The organism is Woodsholea maritima DSM 17123, from assembly GCF_000382325.1.
In the GTDB taxonomy this organism is placed as follows: domain Bacteria; phylum Pseudomonadota; class Alphaproteobacteria; order Caulobacterales; family Maricaulaceae; genus Woodsholea; species Woodsholea maritima.
In genome coordinates, this window is sequence record NZ_KB908056.1 from 758,801 (window position 1) to 778,174 (window position 19,374).

Annotated in this window: 20 protein-coding genes; 8 read left to right on the forward strand and 12 right to left on the reverse strand. The window is 54.1% G+C overall.

The window, feature by feature from the left end; all coding sequences use genetic code 11:
• Positions 1-5: 5 nt before the first annotated feature.
• Both H151_RS0103505 and H151_RS0103510 read right to left on the reverse strand, forming a co-directional pair.
• Positions 6-905, reverse strand: coding sequence for a 1-acyl-sn-glycerol-3-phosphate acyltransferase (locus tag H151_RS0103505; RefSeq protein WP_019960249.1), 900 nt, complete (start codon positions 903-905; stop codon positions 6-8).
• A gap of 47 nt (positions 906-952) precedes the next feature.
• On the reverse strand, positions 953-1,306 hold the full coding sequence (locus H151_RS0103510; RefSeq protein ID WP_019960250.1) for an ArsR/SmtB family transcription factor: 354 nt from the start codon (positions 1,304-1,306) through the stop codon (positions 953-955).
• An 85-nt stretch (positions 1,307-1,391) separates the two neighbouring features.
• Between H151_RS0103510 and H151_RS0103515 the strand changes: the two genes are divergently transcribed.
• Positions 1,392-1,874, forward strand: a complete 483-nt coding sequence (locus tag H151_RS0103515; protein WP_019960251.1) for an arsenate reductase ArsC — start codon at positions 1,392-1,394, stop codon at positions 1,872-1,874.
• A gap of 270 nt (positions 1,875-2,144) precedes the next feature.
• Here H151_RS0103515 and H151_RS0103520 read toward each other — a convergent pair whose 3' ends face one another.
• Positions 2,145-5,567, reverse strand: a complete 3,423-nt coding sequence (locus H151_RS0103520) for an autotransporter domain-containing protein (protein ID WP_019960252.1) — start codon at positions 5,565-5,567, stop codon at positions 2,145-2,147.
• Between the two features lie 322 nt (positions 5,568-5,889).
• Here H151_RS0103520 and H151_RS0103525 point away from each other — a divergent pair, with 322 nt between their 5' ends.
• A complete protein-coding gene (locus tag H151_RS0103525; protein WP_019960253.1) occupies positions 5,890-7,389 on the forward strand; it encodes a CoA-acylating methylmalonate-semialdehyde dehydrogenase in 1,500 nt (499 codons plus the stop codon).
• A 115-nt stretch (positions 7,390-7,504) separates the two neighbouring features.
• Here H151_RS0103525 and H151_RS0103530 read toward each other — a convergent pair whose 3' ends face one another.
• Complete coding sequence (locus H151_RS0103530; RefSeq protein WP_019960254.1) at positions 7,505-7,900, reverse strand: hypothetical protein; 396 nt, start codon at positions 7,898-7,900, stop codon at positions 7,505-7,507.
• A 259-nt stretch (positions 7,901-8,159) separates the two neighbouring features.
• Between H151_RS0103530 and zapE the strand changes: the two genes are divergently transcribed.
• Positions 8,160-9,254: a cell division protein ZapE gene (gene zapE, locus H151_RS0103540; protein ID WP_019960256.1), complete on the forward strand. Its 1,095-nt coding sequence runs from the start codon at positions 8,160-8,162 to the stop codon at positions 9,252-9,254.
• Positions 9,255-9,270: 16 nt separating this feature from the next.
• Here zapE and H151_RS0103545 read toward each other — a convergent pair whose 3' ends face one another.
• Positions 9,271-9,588 carry a hypothetical protein gene (locus tag H151_RS0103545; RefSeq protein WP_156823350.1) on the reverse strand — a complete coding sequence of 106 codons (318 nt, stop codon included), beginning with the start codon at positions 9,586-9,588 and terminating at the stop codon, positions 9,271-9,273.
• Positions 9,589-9,743: 155 nt separating this feature from the next.
• A complete protein-coding gene (locus H151_RS0103555; RefSeq protein ID WP_019960259.1) occupies positions 9,744-9,956 on the reverse strand; it encodes a hypothetical protein in 213 nt (70 codons plus the stop codon).
• 169 nt (positions 9,957-10,125) lie between these two features.
• On the opposite strand from H151_RS0103555, the gene H151_RS0103560 reads away from it, so the two are divergent.
• Positions 10,126-10,800: an O-methyltransferase gene (locus tag H151_RS0103560; protein ID WP_019960260.1), complete on the forward strand. Its 675-nt coding sequence runs from the start codon at positions 10,126-10,128 to the stop codon at positions 10,798-10,800.
• Here the strand turns inward: H151_RS0103560 and H151_RS0103565 are convergent.
• A complete protein-coding gene (locus H151_RS0103565) occupies positions 10,797-11,291 on the reverse strand; it encodes a hypothetical protein (protein WP_019960261.1) in 495 nt (164 codons plus the stop codon). The two genes, H151_RS0103560 and H151_RS0103565, sit on opposite strands and share 4 nt — an antisense overlap.
• Before the next feature lie 140 nt (positions 11,292-11,431).
• On the opposite strand from H151_RS0103565, the gene H151_RS0103570 reads away from it, so the two are divergent.
• The 3 genes from H151_RS0103570 to mdh all read left to right on the forward strand — a co-directional run bounded on the left by H151_RS0103570 (position 11,432) and on the right by mdh (position 13,245).
• A complete protein-coding gene (locus H151_RS0103570) occupies positions 11,432-11,920 on the forward strand; it encodes a hypothetical protein (RefSeq protein ID WP_019960262.1) in 489 nt (162 codons plus the stop codon).
• Positions 11,917-12,126, forward strand: coding sequence for a helix-turn-helix transcriptional regulator (locus H151_RS0103575; protein ID WP_019960263.1), 210 nt, complete (start codon positions 11,917-11,919; stop codon positions 12,124-12,126). The genes H151_RS0103570 and H151_RS0103575 overlap by 4 nt, the downstream gene beginning before the upstream one ends.
• A 150-nt stretch (positions 12,127-12,276) precedes the next feature.
• Complete coding sequence (gene mdh, locus H151_RS0103580) at positions 12,277-13,245, forward strand: malate dehydrogenase (protein ID WP_019960264.1); 969 nt, start codon at positions 12,277-12,279, stop codon at positions 13,243-13,245.
• A gap of 259 nt (positions 13,246-13,504) precedes the next feature.
• Here the strand turns inward: mdh and H151_RS0103585 are convergent, their stop codons facing one another.
• The 5 genes from H151_RS0103585 to H151_RS0103605 form a co-directional block, all read right to left on the reverse strand.
• Positions 13,505-14,284: a succinate dehydrogenase iron-sulfur subunit gene (locus H151_RS0103585; protein ID WP_019960265.1), complete on the reverse strand. Its 780-nt coding sequence runs from the start codon at positions 14,282-14,284 to the stop codon at positions 13,505-13,507.
• A 23-nt stretch (positions 14,285-14,307) separates the two neighbouring features.
• Positions 14,308-16,101, reverse strand: a complete 1,794-nt coding sequence (sdhA, locus tag H151_RS0103590; protein ID WP_019960266.1) for a succinate dehydrogenase flavoprotein subunit — start codon at positions 16,099-16,101, stop codon at positions 14,308-14,310.
• A gap of 12 nt (positions 16,102-16,113) precedes the next feature.
• Positions 16,114-16,491 (reverse strand): succinate dehydrogenase, hydrophobic membrane anchor protein, encoded by a 378-nt coding sequence (gene sdhD / locus H151_RS0103595; protein WP_019960267.1) that lies wholly within the window; start codon positions 16,489-16,491, stop codon positions 16,114-16,116.
• A gap of 11 nt (positions 16,492-16,502) precedes the next feature.
• Positions 16,503-16,892 (reverse strand): succinate dehydrogenase, cytochrome b556 subunit, encoded by a 390-nt coding sequence (sdhC, locus tag H151_RS0103600; protein ID WP_019960268.1) that lies wholly within the window; start codon positions 16,890-16,892, stop codon positions 16,503-16,505.
• 229 nt (positions 16,893-17,121) lie between these two features.
• Positions 17,122-17,343: a hypothetical protein gene (locus H151_RS0103605; RefSeq protein WP_019960269.1), complete on the reverse strand. Its 222-nt coding sequence runs from the start codon at positions 17,341-17,343 to the stop codon at positions 17,122-17,124.
• Between the two features lie 196 nt (positions 17,344-17,539).
• Here H151_RS0103605 and H151_RS0103610 point away from each other — a divergent pair, with 196 nt between their 5' ends.
• Complete coding sequence (locus H151_RS0103610) at positions 17,540-19,321, forward strand: DUF885 domain-containing protein (protein ID WP_233354496.1); 1,782 nt, start codon at positions 17,540-17,542, stop codon at positions 19,319-19,321.
• The last annotated feature ends 53 nt before the right edge of the window (positions 19,322-19,374 follow it).

Sequence of the window (19,374 nt, forward strand, 5' to 3'; positions counted from 1 at the left end):
CGCGCTTAAGGCCCTTCAATGGCCAGAGCCTCGTTTCTCGTCGGCTCTGGCCGCTGAAAGCTTAGCCCCCAGGCCAGCGCCTCGCATTCGGCCTTAATTTGCTCGGTGAGCGCGCCTTCACTGCCCCCCAAATCCTCGGGCCGATATGGGGCGGCAAGGCGCAGCGTATAATGCGCCTGCTTCTTGGCCAAAAGCTCATAAAAAACAGTCATATGGCGCAATTCTTCATGAATTTGCCCCAGCCCATAGAAGGCCAGGGACATGCGCTGGGTCACGCCCATCGGGATAAGAGGTGTGCGAAATTTGCGCGCCAGACTGACCCCGGTTGGCATCCAAGGCCCCTCCACCAAACGCTTATGCGCCCAAGACCAATGAGCCATGCGGCCAGCCGGAAAAACAACAATGCACTTGCCGTCTTTGAACGCCGTCATCGCCTGCTTTAAGGTTTCACGGGTCTTATCGCGATTACGCTCACCTGCGCGCCATTCTACCGGGATGATATGATCACTCAGCCCAGGACAGACCCGGATCGCATCACGATTGGCAAAGAAAATCGTATCGGGGCGATGGTTTTTGAGCATTTGCCACACCGCAACCCCATCGGCGATACCGCCGGGGTGATTGGCCAAGATCACACACGGGCCCTCAGCGGGAACATGATCAAGACCCTCAACGCTCAAACGCATACGAAGAAAATCTTGAGCGAAATCCATGGCTTCACGCCCGGACACATCACGCAAGGCATCCGCAATCTTGACCGCCTTCTTATATCCCAGCATGGGATAAAGAACCGCACGGATCAGCGCCCATAAACGCGCACGCGCCATGAGGTGTGTGGCGCGTTCCTCAATCAACGTATCAACAATGTGAGAATGCGCCCGCGGCGCAGGTAAATCAGCGCTCATCACGCTAAATTGACACTGATTAGGTCACCATGCCAAGTGGGGAAACTTTACGCCGAACACGAAGACGATAGTTTTGACGCGCTGATGTCAGCTTGAGCGATCTGGCAAATCTCGGGATGACCTTGGCAGCAATCCTCAACCAAAAACGACACCAGTTCAGCCGTGCGCTCAATTGAAACCGCATATATCCGCATACGGCCATCGCGGCGCATCGTGATTAAATCCGCTTGATTTAGAACTGTCAGATGGGCGGAAAGATTACTGGGAGAGACGCTCACAAGATCAGCCAATTCCCCTGCGGGGCGACCGCCTGGTCCAGCTTGAATAAGAGCCTTAAAGACCTGAAGGCGCGTTGTATGTGCCAATGCACCGAATTGTGTGGCGGCCTGTGCCAAATCCATTGTCATTCTCCCACATTTCAGATAGCTCTGAATTATCCAAAATATACACGATCAGCTGGATCAGACCAACAGGTTAGGGTAGCCTATGAAAAACATTCTCATCCTTTGTACGGGAAATTCTGCGCGTTCCATTTTAGCAGAAACCCTATTCAACTTCTATGCGCAAGGCCGCATAAGAGCCTATTCAGCCGGTTCACGCCCTGCGGGTAAGGTTCATCGCCTGGCGCTGAGCGTTTTGCAGAAAAAAAACTGCGACCTGACAAATGTCCGTTCAAAAAGCTGGGATGAGTTCGCCTTACCCGACGCCCCCCAAATGGATATCGTCATTACCGTATGTGATTCGGCCGCGTCTGAAGCCTGCCCCATTTGGCCGGGCAGCCCGGTCCGCACCCATTGGGGCCTGCCTGATCCCGCCGCCATTGAAGACCCCGATCAAGGCGCAATCGCGTTTGAAACCACCGCGAAAGCGTTAGAGACCAGCATTCGTGCTTTCTTTGAAGCCGGGGGTGCAGAGGCCAATCATCAAGACACGAAATTGATCCTTGAGCGGACGAAACCGCAACTCTAAGGCCTCGCACTCTTCTGTGAAAGCGCCGTCCATCTCACACCACTCCGCCTCGGGCGAACGGACAATACGTGATGAGATCCATCCTGATTTTGGACATTGCTCGGCCAGGGGACGGGCGACCAGAGCGATATCAGGAAAACGAGAGATGGACAGCAATACTTCAACGCTTCACGAATTTATTTTCCGTCGCTCATATCCATAAAAAATACACACAAAGCAAAATAAAGCCGCCCCCAAACGGGAGCGGCTTTCTCGATACCATAGGTACAGTTAGAACCCTTTGCGGATGATCAAAGACAGGCTATCTCTTTGTACAGGCTGGTCTTTTGAGGCAACCTGGTCTTCATAGGTTACCGCCATTGTGAAGGTGTCAGAGAAACGGGCCGACAAGCTTACACCAAACTCGCTCCAAGAGCGTGCTTCATCAAGCTGGGTATAATATGTCACGACATTCGAGGCATTCGCATTGAAAGCCGTGTCAACATTACCGCCATCAGCGGACATATCGCGTGCACCGCCCCAGTAAACACTTGGCTCAAAATGCGCACCGGCGATATCCCATTGTGTGCGGATTTCAAAGCCAAGACGGGCCACTAAGCTTTTATCATCTTCTGAAACCAAAGTTTGAGCGACAGACGAGCCAGCCTCAGAATAGTTGTCAAACGAAGACTTGGCATATTGCAAGCTACCCAGTGGCGTGAAGTGCCAATGGTTTTGGGAAGATGAGAAACGATACCCTGCACCTAAACCAGCGCCATAAGTATCACCTTCAACATCGGCTTGGGTCATGAAGCGTGCACCACCGACCGCTGCGATCTTAGTGTTGTCACCATCATGGGCACCATAGCTGGCGTTGGCGTAGCCAAATAATGACCCATTTTGATAGCGTACATAGCCCATCGCTTGTTTAGTCTGCATGGTTGAGGTGATTGAACCACCACCTGGCAGAAGCTGCTTGGTATTGGTATCAGCCATTCCCAACGCACCGCCAACAACCCAGTGCTCATGAACCCGGCTCTCTAAGCCGAGCAGGCCATAACCGCCAGACAGATCGCCCCGACCAACTTCGCGAGACGTGCGGATATCACCATTGATACCACCGCCCGCGATGAAGGCGGTCAGGTTCTCACTTAACGCAAAGCGATGCCCGTTCCCGTCCATTCCGGTTTGTGCTGCGGTGGCCGTGCTGACAGCACTCAATGCTGACGCCCCCATCAGGCTCATTACACCAGCGCCTGCACGGGCTTCATTCATAGACGCACCCGCCCCTTGACCTTGTGAGAAGTTCAAGACCTGGCTACCGAGCGCATTAATCAGCACACCGGCATTGCTGCTGGCAGAGCGGGTTGAATGGAAATGTTCTTGTGGCGCAATATTTGAAACAGCATTGCGCAAATCATCACCTTCTAAAAGGTCGATCGCCGCGAACAAATCAGCCATTTGTGTATAGCTGGCATCGCGCGCATCATCCAACGCCCCGGCCGTAATGCCTTGGCCCCAAGTATTGAAGCTGGTGACTTCACTGAAGCGGGTCGCCATGACCTCAAAGTCTACAAAGCCTGCACCTTCAATTGCACTCAAATATAGGGCACCAGGAAGACCATCAAGCTGGCTGTAATCACTGACCAGCTCGCCTGTATAGACTACACCGCGACGACGATCACCAAAGCGCGGAACAAAGCCTTCGGTTGGCATAACAATGACATCGCCGGATAGGCTGACATCGCCGTCAACGCTCAAAAGGTCACCGCTTTGCGCACTCCAATCCAGGACCAAAGCCGCTTTAGAGGCCTGAACATAATCGCCCCAAAGCGTCAGTGTGCCTACTTGGCCCAATCCACCGGGATTGACCAAACCGGCCACATTGAACAAGGTCGTGGTGTTAAGCGTACCAGACCCATTCAGCATACCGGCCAGCAACATATATTCACGCGCATTCATATGCCCATCAATCGTGGCGAAACCGGCCGTCTGCTCCGTCGCAATCAAGCTGTTGAAGGTATACGCTTCTGGCAGCACAAAATGCGCGCCCAGATCAGCAATGCGCAAGCGATCAACCTCGACATTCATGTCAACCGTGGTTGTCCCACTGGCCCCCAAGGTCACATCATAAAAACGCGCCACTTCCCCAGCCTGGCCGGTATAGCTGCCATAGGTGCCATAGCTATTATTCGGCACAAAACTCGACGGAAAAGCCTGCAAACCGAGATCTGCCAGCGTGATCTTGCGATACTCAGTGTGCGTGGTTGAGGCTTGGCCCGGTGTCGGATGGCTTTGCGTGCCAATCGTGACTGGCTCAGCGCCGCCCGTGATCAAAGACGCATCAACCTGGCCGAGTTTATTTCCAACAAGGCTGCTCGCGCTAACCGCTTGTGTACCGCCCGCTTCTGGACCTTCATAGCCCAGCTGGTCATTGACATCCACACCCAATACATCACCCCATTTGGGCGTGTCGCGGGTCAAGCCTGTTGTCGGGTCACCCGCCTCATCTGGCAGGCCATTCACCACATTACCATTCGCATCAATGATCATAGCATGGGGGTCGAGCGCGCGCTGCCAATGCTCAGCATCTGACCAGTTTGCATCGCCCGCATTGGCGCTGACATAAACATACGGGTTCTGAGCGTTGATCCATTCCCAATAACTAAAGAGGGGTTGGTAGTAAGAGGTGCTACCATAACCATCCGCTTCGGAGAAAAATCCGCTTACCCAACCACCCGACAAAACCCCGAGAATTAGGGGATTAGACGCTAGTTGATCAGCAAAAAGGGCTGAACCAGAATCCCCGCCCGCAGTTCCCGCCTCATTTGGGAGCGCATCACCACCATACCAATTAATGGACTGGCCCGCACGAATAGATCGTGTTGGGAAATCAACACCACCACTCTGCCAGTCATCACAAACATAATATATACGATTATTGTACTCAATATCGCCGCACGCATCAGGGTCGCGTCCAGGTTTGTCAAAATCAATATGGTATAGAAGCTGAGCTGATTCTGGTCCCCCGAAATCATACCCAGCAGCACCGGCAGCACCCGAAATAAAATCGTTTTGAGAAAACAGACCATCGACCATATTCTCGCCGACGCGGCGCTTCCAGTCGATGCCGAGATTGGCCCCTTGAGAGCCGGTGCCCGTCGTACCATAGCCGATCACAGTGGCATGCGTGCTCTCTGTAATCGGAGAGAACAACATCGCATAAGTTGGCAGGTTGATCGTTGGAACGTCAAACGAAGCAATCGCAATGTCGCCGCCGGGGAAACCCACAGATTGGCCCCACGGTGTCTGTACTTGCAAGACGTTGAAGGTATTATCGGCATAAGAGCTCGTGAAACCGCGTTGGAACCATCCCTGGAAACCTGGCAACGCGTTCACACCAAAGCTAAAGGCCACACCCTCATTGCCAAACTCAGCACCGAAATGGCTGTCTGGATCACTGTTCACACAGTGGGCCGCAAAAATGACGGTACGCGGGTTAATCAACTGACCCGTACACACAAACCCGGATGCACGATACATCATGCCCACGCCAGACCAGACATTATTGACATCAACGGCGTTATCGACACCCAGATCATCATTGACGGGTAGAGCTTGCGCACCCTGGCTCAAAGACAGGGTTAATGCCAATGCCGACGTGGCGGTGAGTAACGCACGCACAGATGCACGACGTGTTTGCCAATTTTTCATGAATCTCCCCTTTGGACTTTGTCCATTTTCCCTTATCGGGAATTGAATGTATGTAATGATTAGTCTCAATTCATGCGCGAACAAGCCCTCGCTCACTTCAACCGAGACGACAGCGTCAGAGTGATGCACTTTTGTCACAAAACACACATTCAATGGAAAGAATTCTCACTCACGCGTGATGTGCAGGCCGTCAAGTCGCCACCTCGACAAGCCCCGCTCGGGGCGCTATGCAACAGGGATAAATCTCTGCGGGCTTTTAATGACCCGCACCCCAGCCAGAGCATGAGGGAAGCATCCTGCCACCCCCTCGGGAGGAGTATCCATGACCCGTGAAATTCATCACTTTATCAAAGGCCAAAGCCAAACCGGCACGTCCGGGCGCTGGGCCGATATCTATAATCCGAACACCGGTGAGGTTCAGGCACGGGTTCAGCTGGCCACCAAGGAAGAGCTCTCAAACGCTGTCGCCATCGCCAAAGAAGCGCAAATCGGTTGGGCAGCGACCAATCCTCAGCGCCGCGCACGCGTCCTGTTCAAGTTCAAAGCGCTCCTTGAAGAGCATATGCAGGAACTGGCCGAGCTGCTTGCCTCCGAACATGGTAAGGTAGTGGAAGACGCTAAGGGCGATGTTCAACGCGGCCTGGAAGTCATCGAATTTGCCTGTGGCATTCCTCACCTCTTAAAGGGTGAATTTACCGAAGGCGCTGGCCCAGGCATTGATGTTTATTCTATGCGCCAGCCTTTGGGCGTGGCCGCAGGGATTACGCCTTTCAACTTCCCCGCCATGATCCCGATGTGGATGTTCGGCGTCGCGATCGCTTGCGGTAACAGCTTTATCCTGAAGCCGTCAGAAAAAGATCCGTCCGTCCCGGTGCGCCTGGCCGAGCTGATGCGCGAAGCCGGTCTTCCTGATGGCGTCTTGAACGTCGTTCATGGCGATAAAGAAGCCGTTGATGGCATTTTGACCCATCCCGACATCAAAGCGGTCAGCTTTGTCGGCTCGTCTGACATTGCCCATTATGTTTATTCCACCGGCACAGCGCATGGCAAACGCGTCCAGGCCATGGGTGGGGCGAAAAACCACGGCATCATTTTGCCAGACGCCGATATTGATCAAGTCGTGAAAGATCTGGTCGGCGCGGCTTATGGCTCTGCCGGCGAACGCTGTATGGCTCTACCGGTCGCGGTTCCTGTCGGTGATGAGACCGCTGAGCGTTTGATCGCCAAGCTGAAGCCTGCGATGGAAAATTTAAAGCCTGGCCTCTCTTCCGATCCAGAGGCGGCTTATGGCCCCGTGGTCACGCAGGCCCATAAGGAAAAGATCGAGCACTATATCCAAATGGGTGTGGATGAGGGCGCAGACCTGTTAGTGGATGGTCGCGGTTTCAGCCTGCAAGGCTATGAAAAAGGCTTCTTCATTGGCCCATCTTTGTTCGACAATGTGACACCGAACATGCGCTCTTACCAGGAAGAGATTTTCGGCCCTGTCTTACAAATCGTGCGCGCCAAAGATCTCGAGGAAGCGGCAAGCCTGCCCAGCAATCACCAATACGGCAATGGCGTTGCCATCTTCACCCGTAACGGCCTGGCGGCACGCGAATTTGCCTCTAAAGTCAATGTCGGCATGGTCGGCGTCAATGTGCCAATCCCTGTGCCTGTGGCCTACCATACTTTTGGTGGCTGGAAGCGTTCAGCCTTTGGTGATGTAAACCAGCACGGCCCAGAGGGCGTGCGCTTCTACACCAAGGTCAAAACCGTAACCCAGCGCTGGCCCTCGGGTGATGTGGGCGATCAATCCTTCATCATCCCAACAATGCAGTAAGTCATTATTTATGGATGATTCCAAAAAAGGTGGGTCAATGACCCACCTTTTTTTAAACCCCAGCTAAACTGAGGCTCTTTTAAAATCACAGCTGCAAGGTCAGACGACTAAAGCCTCAAAAATTGACCTCACCCTCATAAGATACAGAAACGATGAAACTTGTATCTTGTTCATCAGCCTTATCCTGAGCCAGAAATTCCAGGCCAAATCCGTCCTGCCCACAAATGGGACGCAAGGGGGCCAAATACATGGCATTAACCCTCGCGAACTCTGCACGATCCTCGTCACTGATTGTGTCTTGAGTTAAAAGCACTTGGCCATCTAGAGACAACTGCCCAAACTCAACACTCAGCGAAAAAGAAGGCAAAATAAGCACGAGCTCTAAATCATGCCCTTCACACTGCATTTTATATATATTTTCAATACGTTCTGGAAAACGCCCACCATCTAAGACAATAACATCTGGATCGTCTTGCGCAAACAGCGCCAAGGTCATGGCTAAAACCAACATTGCAAGTCTCCCTGTCCATAAATTCTCCTAAAAATACATGAAGATTGCAACAATTATTCCATCAAGAGAATGGCGTCGTGAAATTTAATGCTCCGTTGCGGCCGACACAGCCGCAGCGACTTGGCCCTGTCATCAAATACGCGTATGTCATCGCCATGCGACGCCTTGAGAAACCTTATCTTTTCTGGATCGGTGTAGCCTTGGCCACAGGGCTAAGCGCCCTGTGCTTGATCGTATGGATCTTTAAAGGGTTCGCCGCATGATCCCCTCACCCTTGGACGCCCTTAAACAGGCTATTCAAGAGGGCCGCTTGGAGCGCGATGCCGGCCAGCTAGCGATTGCTGGGCGCCTGGACGCGCTTTGTCAGGTGATTGCGCGCTGGAAAGGCGGGGCCAAGTCCTGGTTTGGTAAACCCAAGCCCAGCCCCAAAGGCCTTTATCTGTGGGGCGGAGTGGGCACGGGCAAATCCCTCATGATGGACCTTTTCTTTGAGGCCGCCCCGATTGAGGCCAAGCGCCGGGTCCATTTCCACCAATTCATGCTCGACATGCATGGCCGGATTGCCCAACAACGCACCAAGAAGGATCGCGACCCCCTACCCATCGTCGCCGATCAGGTCGCCGAAGAAACCCGGCTTTTATGCTTTGATGAATTGCAAGTCACCGATGTCGCCGATGCCATGATCCTGGGTCGATTATTTGAACGTCTGTTTGCGCGCGGTGTGGTGATCGTGGCGACATCAAACCGCATCCCCGATGATCTTTATAAAGACGGCCTTAATCGCCAGCTCTTTCTGCCCTTCATAAACATGTTGAAGGCCAAACTAGAGGTCATTCGCCTGGATAGTGGACGCGATTACCGGTTGGAGCGCTTACAAGCCGCGCCCGTCTACTACGCCCCCCTAGGCCCTGAGGCCGATGCGGCTATGGATACGGCGTTTGAGCGCCTGACGTTTGGGGCCATGCCGCGCGAATGTACTTTGACCGTGCAGGGGCGCGAGCTACGCATTCCCTGTGAAGCGGCAGGTCTGGCGCGGTTTGAGTTTTCCGATCTCTGCGCGAAGCCCCTCGGTGCCGCAGATTATCTGGCCATCGCGGATAATTTCCACACGGTGATGATTGATCACACACCCCTGCTGGGGCCAAACAATCGCAACGAAGCTAAACGCTTCGTGACCTTGATTGATGCGCTTTATGAAATGAAAGCCAAGCTGTTGATGAGCGCGGCCGCCGAGCCTGAGGCGCTCTACCCTGAGGGCGATGGGGCGTTTGAGTTTCAGCGGACTGTCTCGCGCCTGATGGAGATGCGCTCCCAAGACTATCTCGCCGCCAACCGCGACAATACCCATGATTAATGTTTAAAAATAAGATCTAAGCCGCGTGGGATTTCAAATCCGGCGCATTGATAGGGCGGACTTCACCGCCATCGGGCTCACCGTCACAAATTTCAACATCGAGCGTAATTGGAAGCAGGGCAAGCCCGCCCTCTTGGGTCCGCTCCATAAGTTTCGACCCGCGCGCCGCCGCTTCTGCCACCACTTCATAAACCAGAAGCGCGTTTCGCAGCACTTCCGTCGCCGATGAGGCATCGGTCAAAGTTTGAAGACGATCAAGCCTTTGCGCCGTGCGCTCTGGAAAGATCAAGGTCATGCGTTTCGCGGTTTTATTCGGCTTCTTCGCAGAAGACATCGGCGGCCTCACTTCTCTTACTCACGCTCAGCGTGAACACGTCATCGACGCGTATGGATCAGAGATTCAAATGACGCGCCCCTATGAGCGCGTCATAATTTTACTGTAGGCGTTACGTTTATGGATGTCAATATAATGCGTAAAATTTACGCAAATTATTTCATATTCGCCTTGATGAATATCAAAACGTCATTCAGGGTTAGACCGAAGGCCTGCAACAGACCCAAACCAAATACACACACCCCGATCACCCATTTCCACATACGCCGAAATCCACGCATAACCTTGACATGCCAAGGCGTGGGGACATATATTTCAAAGGGTTCACGCAAGGGGACACGAACAACAGCTTTTCTTTTTACGGCCATGCTCTAATCTCCAATTCCTGATGACGAAGTATGAGTGGATATGAAATGCGACCCTCCTCTGCTTTAACGTGCATGATCATACAGAAATGCCAAAGAAGAGCTACAGAATTTTTACGCAAAATTTACGCATAAAGATAATACCCATACCAATCTTGACGAGTGTTGTTTCATGAGCACATCTATCGGCCTCAGCCCTGATATTCGCGACTATGTTCAAGCGATGAACCGCCCCGAAGGCGCGGTCATGGCGCGGTGCCGTGAAGAGACGCAAGCTTTAAGTGACTATAAGCAAATGCAAATCAGCCCCGAACAGGGCGCATTCCTGCACTTCATGGCCGGCTTGATCAACGCGAAAATCGCCGTGGAGATCGGGGTCTTCACCGGCTATTCCGCGCTATGGACCGCTACAGCCCTGAAAGCCCGCCATGGCGCGAAGGCCCGGCTGTTGGCCTTGGATGTCAGTGAAAGCTGGATGACCCAGGCCCAAACCTATTGGCGCGAGGCGGGCTTAGCCGATGTGATTGAGCCACGCCTGGGCGATGCGCGCGAAAGCCTCGACACGCTCGCCGAGGAGGGACTTGCCGGTCAGGTCGATTTTCTCTTCATTGATGCCGATAAAACCGGCTATCCCATCTATTATGAAAAGGGCCTCACGCTGCTGCGCCCCGGCGGATTAATGGTGTTTGATAATGTCCTGTGGGGCGGAGATGTAGTCTCGGTGAAGGGTAAATCCCTAGAAACCAAGACCTTGCGTGAAATCGCGTATCAAATCCGCCAAGATCCCCGCGTTGACATGACCTTCACAGCCCTGGGCGATGGGCTGCTCTTGGCGCAAAAACGTTAGGGCTCGGACCGGCGCGCGGGGTGCGCAACACGATAGGCATAGATCAGCACGACCACACCCAATATCAGCGGCGTGAAAACGTGCCGGTCCAGATTAAGGCGGAAGCGAAACTCCCCAAAGCTGATCCATTGCAACAGATTTGGCACGATCACCAGCATCGCTAAAAAGGCCCAGATCAGATTACCGCCCATCTCCTTCGCGCGCGCACTCTTCGTCTGATCACTGGCACGGTCATTAAGCAGGTCCAGCCCCCACAGCGCCAAGGCATAGGCCGCCCCAAGGTAAAACGTATCCGGAATGACACTGATTAAAGCGCGCGCTAAGGGCTGCAAACCCGCCCGCCAAGGCATTTCACCTTGAATGAATGGCAAAAACGCTGGCCAAAGCCCTTTGATAATCGCAAGGATCAAACCCAGACACAGGATCAATCCGCCCCCTGCAAACACAAGCCCCATTGCCAGTTGCAGCGGATTTAAGCGCTTGCGGTTCATGGTCTCCACCTCTCCTTTGGTGTCACTTTAAAGCGCCCAGTTCAAAAAACCAGCGCTTCCTTCCCTGCATATGTAACCTTGACGTTATAAAATGATACCTATAGGGTCCATGTAACACATAGGTGACATTGGAGACTTTCATGACCCAGATTGATCGTTTAGAGCGTCGGCGCAGCTGGACGCTGATCATCATGGCCCTCGCGTTTATTCTATTCCAAAGCGGGGAGCTGCTTAAAAGCCTTCCCACTTTAATGGCCGAGCCCCCCTTATGGCTGGTCCCTGTGACCTTACTGGGCGCGTTAAGTTGGCTCGCAGCATGTTTGATGTTCCTGGTCTATGCCGGACAGGTTACACGCCATAAGGCCTGTTATGCTCTGGATGATGAGCTGGATCGTCATTACCGCGCCAAGGCCGTCAAGCTGGGCTTTGGCCTAGCGATCGTTACCTTAACCCTCTTAGCGCATGGCCCAAATATTCTGGAGATCATGGCGCTCGCCATGGGGGTGTCTGCCCCCGCTTGGTTAGCGAACACCCAAGCCCTTATCCACATTGGCCTCATTCTTTGCATCGTCGTGCCCACTTTCTATTATGTCGCCCTGACCTACCCCCAGGCGGAGCCACAAGCATGAGCACAGCCAACTTGGGCAATCATCTAAAAGTGTGGCGCGCCAAGGCCAATTTGACCCAAGCCCAGCTAGCTGACAGGGTCGGGGTAACGCGCAAAACCATCAACACGGTTGAAAACCAGGTCTTTATTCCGTCCACGACTTTAGCCTTAAAACTCGCCCAAGCCTTAGACACAACCGTGGAAGAGCTTTTTTTCTTAACTGAATAATGAAGCGCTTCAGCACGCCCGCATTGCCCCCGCGCGGTAATAGCGCTAGAGGATAGGTTCTTCTCTTCGCGCCTGCAGCGTTCGGCGCTTGCCCGCTCCAGGCCCCCCTCGCCCGGCCCATGCCGGACACGTCACACTAAGGAGACAGTCATGGCTCGTAAAAAGATTGCCCTCATTGGCGCAGGTATGATCGGTGGCACCCTTGCCCATATCGCCGCGCGCGAGGAATTGGGCGATGTGGTATTGATGGACCTCAATGAAGGCACCGCAAAGGGTAAAGCCCTGGATATCGCGGAAGCCTCTCCGGTCTTTGGTCAGGATTGCCACCTGTCTGGTGGGTCGGTTGAAGATTATTCCGCCATCGCTGGCGCAGATGTCTGCATCGTCACCGCCGGTGTCCCGCGCAAGCCCGGCATGAGCCGCGATGATTTGCTGGGCATCAACCTCAAAGTCATGAAATCTGTTGGCGAAGGCATCAAAGCCCATGCGCCCAACGCCTTTGTGATCTGCATCACCAATCCTTTGGATGCCATGGTGTGGGCGCTGCGTGAGTTTTCTGGCCTGCCGCACAACATGGTTGTGGGCATGGCCGGTGTGCTCGATTCTGCACGCTTCCGCTGGTTCCTGGCTGAAGAATTCAAAGCCTCTGTCGAAGACGTCACCGCCTTCGTCATGGGCGGCCATGGCGACACCATGGTGCCTTTGCTGCGCTATTCTACCGTCGCCGGCATTCCTGTGCCAGACATGATCAAAATGGGCTGGTCTACGGATGAGAAAATGGACCAGATCGTGGACCGTACCCGTAAAGGCGGCGGCGAGATTGTGGGCCTCTTGGGTAATGGCTCTGCTTTCTACGCTCCGGCAGAATCTGCAATCGCGATGGCAAAATCTTACCTGCGCGATAAAAAACGTATCCTGCCTTGCGCCGCGCACCTGACCGGCCAGTTTGGGGTCAATGACATGTATGTCGGCGTGCCGGTTGTGATCGGTAAAGACGGCGTAGAGAAAGTCGTTGAGATCAGCCTCAATGATGACGAACAAAAAATGTTCGATCACTCTGTTGATGCCGTTAAAGGCCTGGTTGATGCGTGTAAAGAAATTGAGCCAAGCCTGAAGTAAGGCGCACGGATCTATCTGAATTCAAAAGCCCGTGGCGAAGTAACGTCACGGGCTTTTTACTTAATCCAATAAGCTGAATTCACTATATAATACAACCAGATCAGAGCCAATCCAATCACCCATGAGATTAGGGGCACGGACTTCGTGCGATAATCAACTTTCGTATTTTCATCCCAGCGCGCATCAGCTTGTCCCGAGACAATAAAAAGCCCCGCAAGATGGCTGCGGGGCTTCTAGCGATCTGCACTGTAAGTCAGGCTTAGCTTTGGCGTTCGACCATCAAGCCTTTAATGCTCGCGATGGCTTCGGCGGGGTTCAAACCCTTAGGGCAGACCTGCGCACAATTCATGATCGTGTGACAGCGATAGAGCTTGAACGGATCTTCCAGGTCGTCCAGGCGCTCACCGGTGGCTTCATCGCGGCTATCGACAATCCAGCGATAGGCATGCAGCAGCGCCGCAGGGCCCATATATTTATCGCCATTCCACCAGTAAGACGGACACGCCGTTGAGCATGAGGCACACATAATGCACTCATAAAGCCCATCGAGCTTTTCACGGTCTTCAATGGATTGACGCCATTCTTTTTCCGGGGTCGGACTATCAGTGATCAGATAAGGCTTCATCTCCGCATGCTGCGCATAGAATTGCGTCAGATCAGGGATCAGATCCTTGACCACAGGCTGGTGCGGCAAGGGGGCAATAGTAATCGTGCCATTATATTCATCAATGCCGGACGTACACGCAATCGTATTGCGCCCGCCGATATTCATCGAGCACGAACCGCAAATCCCTTCACGACAGGAGCGACGGAAAGCCAGCGTGCTGTCGATCTCATTCTTGATGAACAGCAAGGCATCCAGCACCATCGGGCCGCAGCGTTCCAGGTCCACCTGATAGGTGTCCCAGGTCGGATTGCCGCCGCCTTCAGGGTCATAGCGATAGATTTTGAAGGTGCGAGTTTTCTTTGCGCCTTCGGGCTTGGGCCAGGTTTTACCCTTTTTAACCTCAGAGCCTTTAGGCAGGGTCAATTGTACCATGGGTGGGTCGCCTTCCAGTCGCCTTAATAAACACGCGCTTTTGGTTTGATATACTCGATGTCGTTGGACAACGTGTATTCATGGACCGGACGGTAGTCGATATTGACTTTACCGGTGTCCAAATCAAACCAAGCCAAAGTGTGCTTCATCCATTCTGCGTCATCACGATCAGGAAAGTCCTCACGCGCGTGAGCGCCGCGGCTTTCCTTGCGATTGACAGCCCCGTTCACGGTGACAGCCGCTTGAGAGATGAGGTTATCAAACTCCAGCGTTTCCATCAGATCGGTATTCCAGATCATAGAACGATCAGTGACTTTCACGTCGGAGATATTGCCATAAACCGTCGCAATACGCTCAACACCCTCTTCCATCACATCCTGGGTGCGGAATACGGCGCAGTTTTCCTGCATCGCGCGCTGCATCGCCAAACGCATATGCGCGGTTGGGGTTGAGCCATTGGCGTTACGGTATTGATCAAGACGTGCGGTTGAAAGCTCGCCATCCTTCGCGGTTAGCTCGCGCTGCGTCGCGCCCGCCTCAACCGTTTCCTGACAGCGAAGACCGGCTGCGCGGCCAAAGACCACCAGGTCGATCAGGGAGTTAGAGCCCAAGCGGTTTGCGCCGTGTACGGATACACACGCCGCTTCACCCACCGCCATCAGGCCCGGCACCACATGATCAGGATCCCCGCCCACCTTGGTGAGAACCTCACCATGGAAGTTGGTCGGGATACCGCCCATATTATAGTGCACCGTGGGCAGAACCGGGATCGGTTCTTTCGTCACGTCAACACCGGCAAAGATCCGCGCGCTTTCAGAAATACCTGGCAGGCGCTGATGCAGGATCGCAGGATCCAAGTGATCGAGGTGCAGGTGGATATGGTCCTTATTGGCCCCTACACCGCGCCCTTCACGGATTTCGATGGTCATGGAGCGTGACACCACATCGCGCGAGGCCAGATCCTTGGCGCTCGGCGCATAGCGCTCCATAAAGCGCTCACCTTCGGAATTGGTGAGATAGCCGCCTTCGCCGCGCGCACCTTCGGTGATCAAGCAGCCTGCGCCATAGATCCCGGTGGGGTGGAATTGCACAAATTCCATATCCTGCAGCGGCAGACCCGCGCGCAAGACCATGGCATTGCCATCCCCTGTACAGGTGTGAGCGGAGGTCGCAGAGAAATAAGCCCGGCCATAGCCGCCGGTCGCCAGAATGACTTTCTGGGCGCGGAAACGGTGCAAAGTCCCGTCATCCAGCTTCCACGCGGTGACACCGCGGCAAGCCCCCTCTTCGTCCATGATAAGGTCAAGGGCGAAATACTCGATGAAAAATTCGGTCGAGTGACGCAGTGACTGGCCATAGAGGGTGTGCAAAATGGCGTGACCGGTCCGGTCTGCCGCCGCACATGTACGCTGCACCGGGCCACCTTCACCAAAGTTTTTGGTCATGCCGCCGAAAGCCCGCTGGTAGATCTTACCTTCCTCGGTCCGAGAGAAAGGCACACCCCAGTGTTCCAGCTCATACACCGCGGCCGGTGCATTGCGGCACAGATATTCAATCGAATCCTGATCGCCCAGCCAATCTGACCCCTTCACGGTGTCAAACATATGCCAGCGCCAGTCATCCTCACCCATATTGCCCAGAGAGGCGGAAATCCCGCCCTGCGCAGCAACGGTGTGAGAGCGCGTTGGGAAAACCTTGGAAATACACGCCGTCTTCAAGCCCGCCTGCGCTGCGCCCAAAGCCGCGCGCAAACCAGAACCCCCGGCCCCGACCACGACAACATCAAAGGTGTGGTCAATCCATTCATATGCAGCCATTAGCCTAAACTCCTAAGCGGCAAGCTTGAGTACAGAATATAAAGTCGCCAGCCACAGCCCAGCGGCCAGAAGCGTATTGAGAACCAAAAGCGCCATCTTGGTCGCTGGTTTTTCAATATAGTCCTCAATCACGGTCTGGAGACCCAGGCGCATGTGATAAAATGCCGCCGTCAGGGCAATCAGGGTCACGATCGCGCCCGTGGCTGAACCGAACCAGGCACGCGCGCTGTCATAATCACTGACATTATGAGCGGCCAAGCCCCAGCAGAACAAGGGCACCAGAATGATCAGCGCCAGCGCCGAGACGCGTTGGGTGATAAAGTGATGAACGCCGGACTTGGCTGAACCCAAACCACGAACCTGACGCTTAGGGGTACGAAAATTCGTCATCGTCTCGCTCCTTACGCCAAGATCCAGATGAGGGCCGTGATCACAACCGAAGCGATGATGATCAAGATCGAACGCAGATTTGAACCCTTCGGGTCAAAGCCTTTGCCCGCATCCCAGGCCAGGTGGCGAATGCCATTGAGCATGTGATAGGTCAGCGAGAAGGTGAAGCCGATCAGGACCAGGGTGAAAATCACACCCAGAACACCGGTTTGTAGAGTTTCAACAATGCCATACGCCTCTGGCCCCATGGCCAACAGGACCAACCAGATGGCGGTCAAAACGGCCCCGATATAATTGGCCACGCCCGTGGCGCGGTGCAAAATCGAGGAGGCCATGGTCGCATGCCAGCGCCAGACCTGAACATGAGGAGAGAGCGGTCGTGTATCAGCTTTGGAAGCCATCAGAGGTTCACCTGTGCTTCATAGGGCTGGGGCGCTTTCAGACGAAATCAGCCCAGCAGATGGATGTGCGACGGACAATAAGGCGCGCGCGGTTAAGGTCAATGTATAGAACTGCGCCTTGCGCCGTTTCGCCTTTATAAATCGTTAGGATGAGGGAAAAATACACAGCTCAATTATTGCACATGATTTGCAATATTAGGTAAACGCCACTTTAGCGCTTCGCCTCGCCTTAATCCCATTGATGACGGCGATAAAGCCAATACTGATCGCGCAGGAAAAAGGCGAAAAACCCAATTCCTAAGATCACAATTAACGCCCAACCCCAAAGGCCTTGCCAACCGAGCATCCAGACGATCATGACAGCGGGGATAAGGCTGGCCAGACAAGACTTGATCAACGCCATCAATATTAAACCGAGCCAGCCCAAACGCGTGGGATAGGAATGCCGCATACAACCCTCCTGATAAGCTCAACTTATAGGCTCTGCAGTCGCGATATTAACCCTGTCATAGCGCAAGTCTGTGACGCAAACCCACCTCAGCGAAATTATTTCCAACCGTGCTGATGTGCATACATTATATCATTGCCTTTGGCAGAGCCCGCCAAGCCTGCTAGGCTCCGCGCCATATAAAGGGGAGGGTATTCGCGTGCGAAACCAAATCTTGACACTCTCGGCCAGCTTGATGGCCTTGACGATGCCATTTAATAGCGCTGAGGCGACGCCGGGCGAAGATTTTCAAATCCTGGTCGAAGACTATGAGGATTTTCGTGATAATTTCGGCGGCGGCGATGACGAGGATGATGTCAGCGATGGGCGCTATTGGCCCGAGGAAACGCCCGAGACTGCCGCGCGCTACAATGAAGCCGTCAGTACGCTTTATGATCGCTTGAAAGCCATCAATCCGCGCGCGCTGGAAGGCCAAGATGTCGCCAGCTATGCGGTGATGGATTATCTTTTGAAGTCGGAAGTCGCCATGGCGGCCTTCGACATCAATCGTATTAGTTTCCGCAATGATTCCGGTTTTCACACCGGGCCCAGCTTTTATGCGATCCAAACCCGTATTCGCACCGTGGCCGAGGGTGAGGAATATATCGCCCGCCTGAAAGACATTCCGCGCTATTTCGAAAAGCAAACCGCCTGGTTACAACTGGCAATGGACACCGGCTGGACCCAGCCGCGCGCCATTCTCGACGGAGTGGCCAATCAAATTGACGCGCAAATCGTCGAAGACCCGGAAGCTTCAGGCTTGATGGCCCCCTTCACCTCCATGTCTGCCCATATCAATGAGGCGGAGCGCGAACGCCTCTATCAAGAGGGTCTCAGCGCAGTGCGTGATGATGCCCTGCCCGCGTTTCGCGCGCTGTCTGAGTTCTTCCATCATCAGTATATGCCCGCCGCGCGAGAGACTTTGGGCGCGCGCGCCATGCCCCAGGGTGAAGACTTCTACCGGGCTCTCGTGCGCTATCACACCACGCTCGACGATGCGACACCCGAAAGTGTCCATGAAACCGGCCTTCAAGAAGTCGCGCGTATTCGCGCCGAAATGGATGAGGTGATCGCGGCCAGCGGCTTTGAAGGCAGCTTTCAAGACTTCATCGCCTTCCTGCGCACCGATCCGCAATTCTATGCGACCAGCGAACGCGAGCTTTTGATGCACGCCTCCTATCTCGCCAAGAAGGTCGATGATCAGATGCCCGCCTTCTTTGGCACGCTGCCGCGCCTGTCCTATGGTGTGCGCGCTGTTCCCGCTGACATTGCTCCAACCTATACAACGGGGCGTTACTGGCCCGGCAATTACCAAGAGGGCCGTGCGGGTGGCTATATGGTCAATACTTATGCGCTTGATCAGCGCCCGCTCTACACCCTGCCTGCCCTGACCTTGCATGAAGGTGTACCCGGTCATCACCATCAAGGCGCGATCGCGGCAGAGATTGATAATGTGCCGGATTTCCGCCGCCAGACCTATATCACCGCCTTTGGCGAAGGCTGGGGGCTGTATTCAGAGTTTTTGGGCCAGGATATGGGGCTTTATGAAACCCCATATGAAGAATTTGGTCGCCTGACCTATGAGATGTGGCGCGCCTGCCGCCTGGTCGCCGATACCGGGATCCATTGGTATGGCTGGAGCCAGGATCAGGCCGAAGCCTGCTTCTTAGAAAACTCCGCCCTGTCACCGCTCAATATCCGCAATGAAGTCTCGCGCTATATCTCTTGGCCAGGTCAGGCACTCGCCTATAAAACCGGTGAGATCGTCATGCGCCGCCTGCGCACCCAAGCTGAGGCGGAGCTGGGCGAGGATTTCGACATCCGCGCCTTCCATGACGCCCTCTTAGAAGATGGGGCTCTACCGATGAGCGCCCTGGAAACCAAGATGCAGCGCTGGATCACGGATCAAAAAACCCAAATCGCCAACGATAATGATGACTAAGAAAAAGCCTCTCGCCTGAAGGGTTTTTTCAATTCCATCAAGTGCCAATACGC

What these genes read in the sequence shown, in the direction of transcription:
- H151_RS0103570 (WP_019960262.1), top strand. Translation starts at nt 11,432, where the DNA reads ATGACCCAGATTGATCGTTTAGAGCGTCGGCGCAGCTGGACGCTGATC.
- H151_RS0103515 (WP_019960251.1), top strand. Translation starts at nt 1,392, where the DNA reads ATGAAAAACATTCTCATCCTTTGTACGGGAAATTCTGCGCGTTCCATT.
- sdhA (WP_019960266.1), bottom strand. Translation starts at nt 16,101, where the DNA reads ATGGCTGCATATGAATGGATTGACCACACCTTTGATGTTGTCGTGGTC.
- sdhC (WP_019960268.1), bottom strand. Translation starts at nt 16,892, where the DNA reads ATGGCTTCCAAAGCTGATACACGACCGCTCTCTCCTCATGTTCAGGTC.
- H151_RS0103545 (WP_156823350.1), bottom strand. Translation starts at nt 9,588, where the DNA reads ATGTCTTCTGCGAAGAAGCCGAATAAAACCGCGAAACGCATGACCTTG.
- sdhD (WP_019960267.1), bottom strand. Translation starts at nt 16,491, where the DNA reads ATGACGAATTTTCGTACCCCTAAGCGTCAGGTTCGTGGTTTGGGTTCA.
- H151_RS0103605 (WP_019960269.1), bottom strand. Translation starts at nt 17,343, where the DNA reads ATGCGGCATTCCTATCCCACGCGTTTGGGCTGGCTCGGTTTAATATTG.
- H151_RS0103555 (WP_019960259.1), bottom strand. Translation starts at nt 9,956, where the DNA reads ATGGCCGTAAAAAGAAAAGCTGTTGTTCGTGTCCCCTTGCGTGAACCC.
- H151_RS0103510 (WP_019960250.1), bottom strand. Translation starts at nt 1,306, where the DNA reads ATGGATTTGGCACAGGCCGCCACACAATTCGGTGCATTGGCACATACA.
- H151_RS0103565 (WP_019960261.1), bottom strand. Translation starts at nt 11,291, where the DNA reads ATGAACCGCAAGCGCTTAAATCCGCTGCAACTGGCAATGGGGCTTGTG.
- zapE (WP_019960256.1), top strand. Translation starts at nt 8,160, where the DNA reads ATGATCCCCTCACCCTTGGACGCCCTTAAACAGGCTATTCAAGAGGGC.
- H151_RS0103525 (WP_019960253.1), top strand. Translation starts at nt 5,890, where the DNA reads ATGACCCGTGAAATTCATCACTTTATCAAAGGCCAAAGCCAAACCGGC.
- H151_RS0103560 (WP_019960260.1), top strand. Translation starts at nt 10,126, where the DNA reads ATGAGCACATCTATCGGCCTCAGCCCTGATATTCGCGACTATGTTCAA.
- H151_RS0103505 (WP_019960249.1), bottom strand. Translation starts at nt 905, where the DNA reads ATGAGCGCTGATTTACCTGCGCCGCGGGCGCATTCTCACATTGTTGAT.
- H151_RS0103520 (WP_019960252.1), bottom strand. Translation starts at nt 5,567, where the DNA reads ATGAAAAATTGGCAAACACGTCGTGCATCTGTGCGTGCGTTACTCACC.
- H151_RS0103585 (WP_019960265.1), bottom strand. Translation starts at nt 14,284, where the DNA reads ATGGTACAATTGACCCTGCCTAAAGGCTCTGAGGTTAAAAAGGGTAAA.
- H151_RS0103575 (WP_019960263.1), top strand. Translation starts at nt 11,917, where the DNA reads ATGAGCACAGCCAACTTGGGCAATCATCTAAAAGTGTGGCGCGCCAAG.
- mdh (WP_019960264.1), top strand. Translation starts at nt 12,277, where the DNA reads ATGGCTCGTAAAAAGATTGCCCTCATTGGCGCAGGTATGATCGGTGGC.
- H151_RS0103530 (WP_019960254.1), bottom strand. Translation starts at nt 7,900, where the DNA reads ATGTTGGTTTTAGCCATGACCTTGGCGCTGTTTGCGCAAGACGATCCA.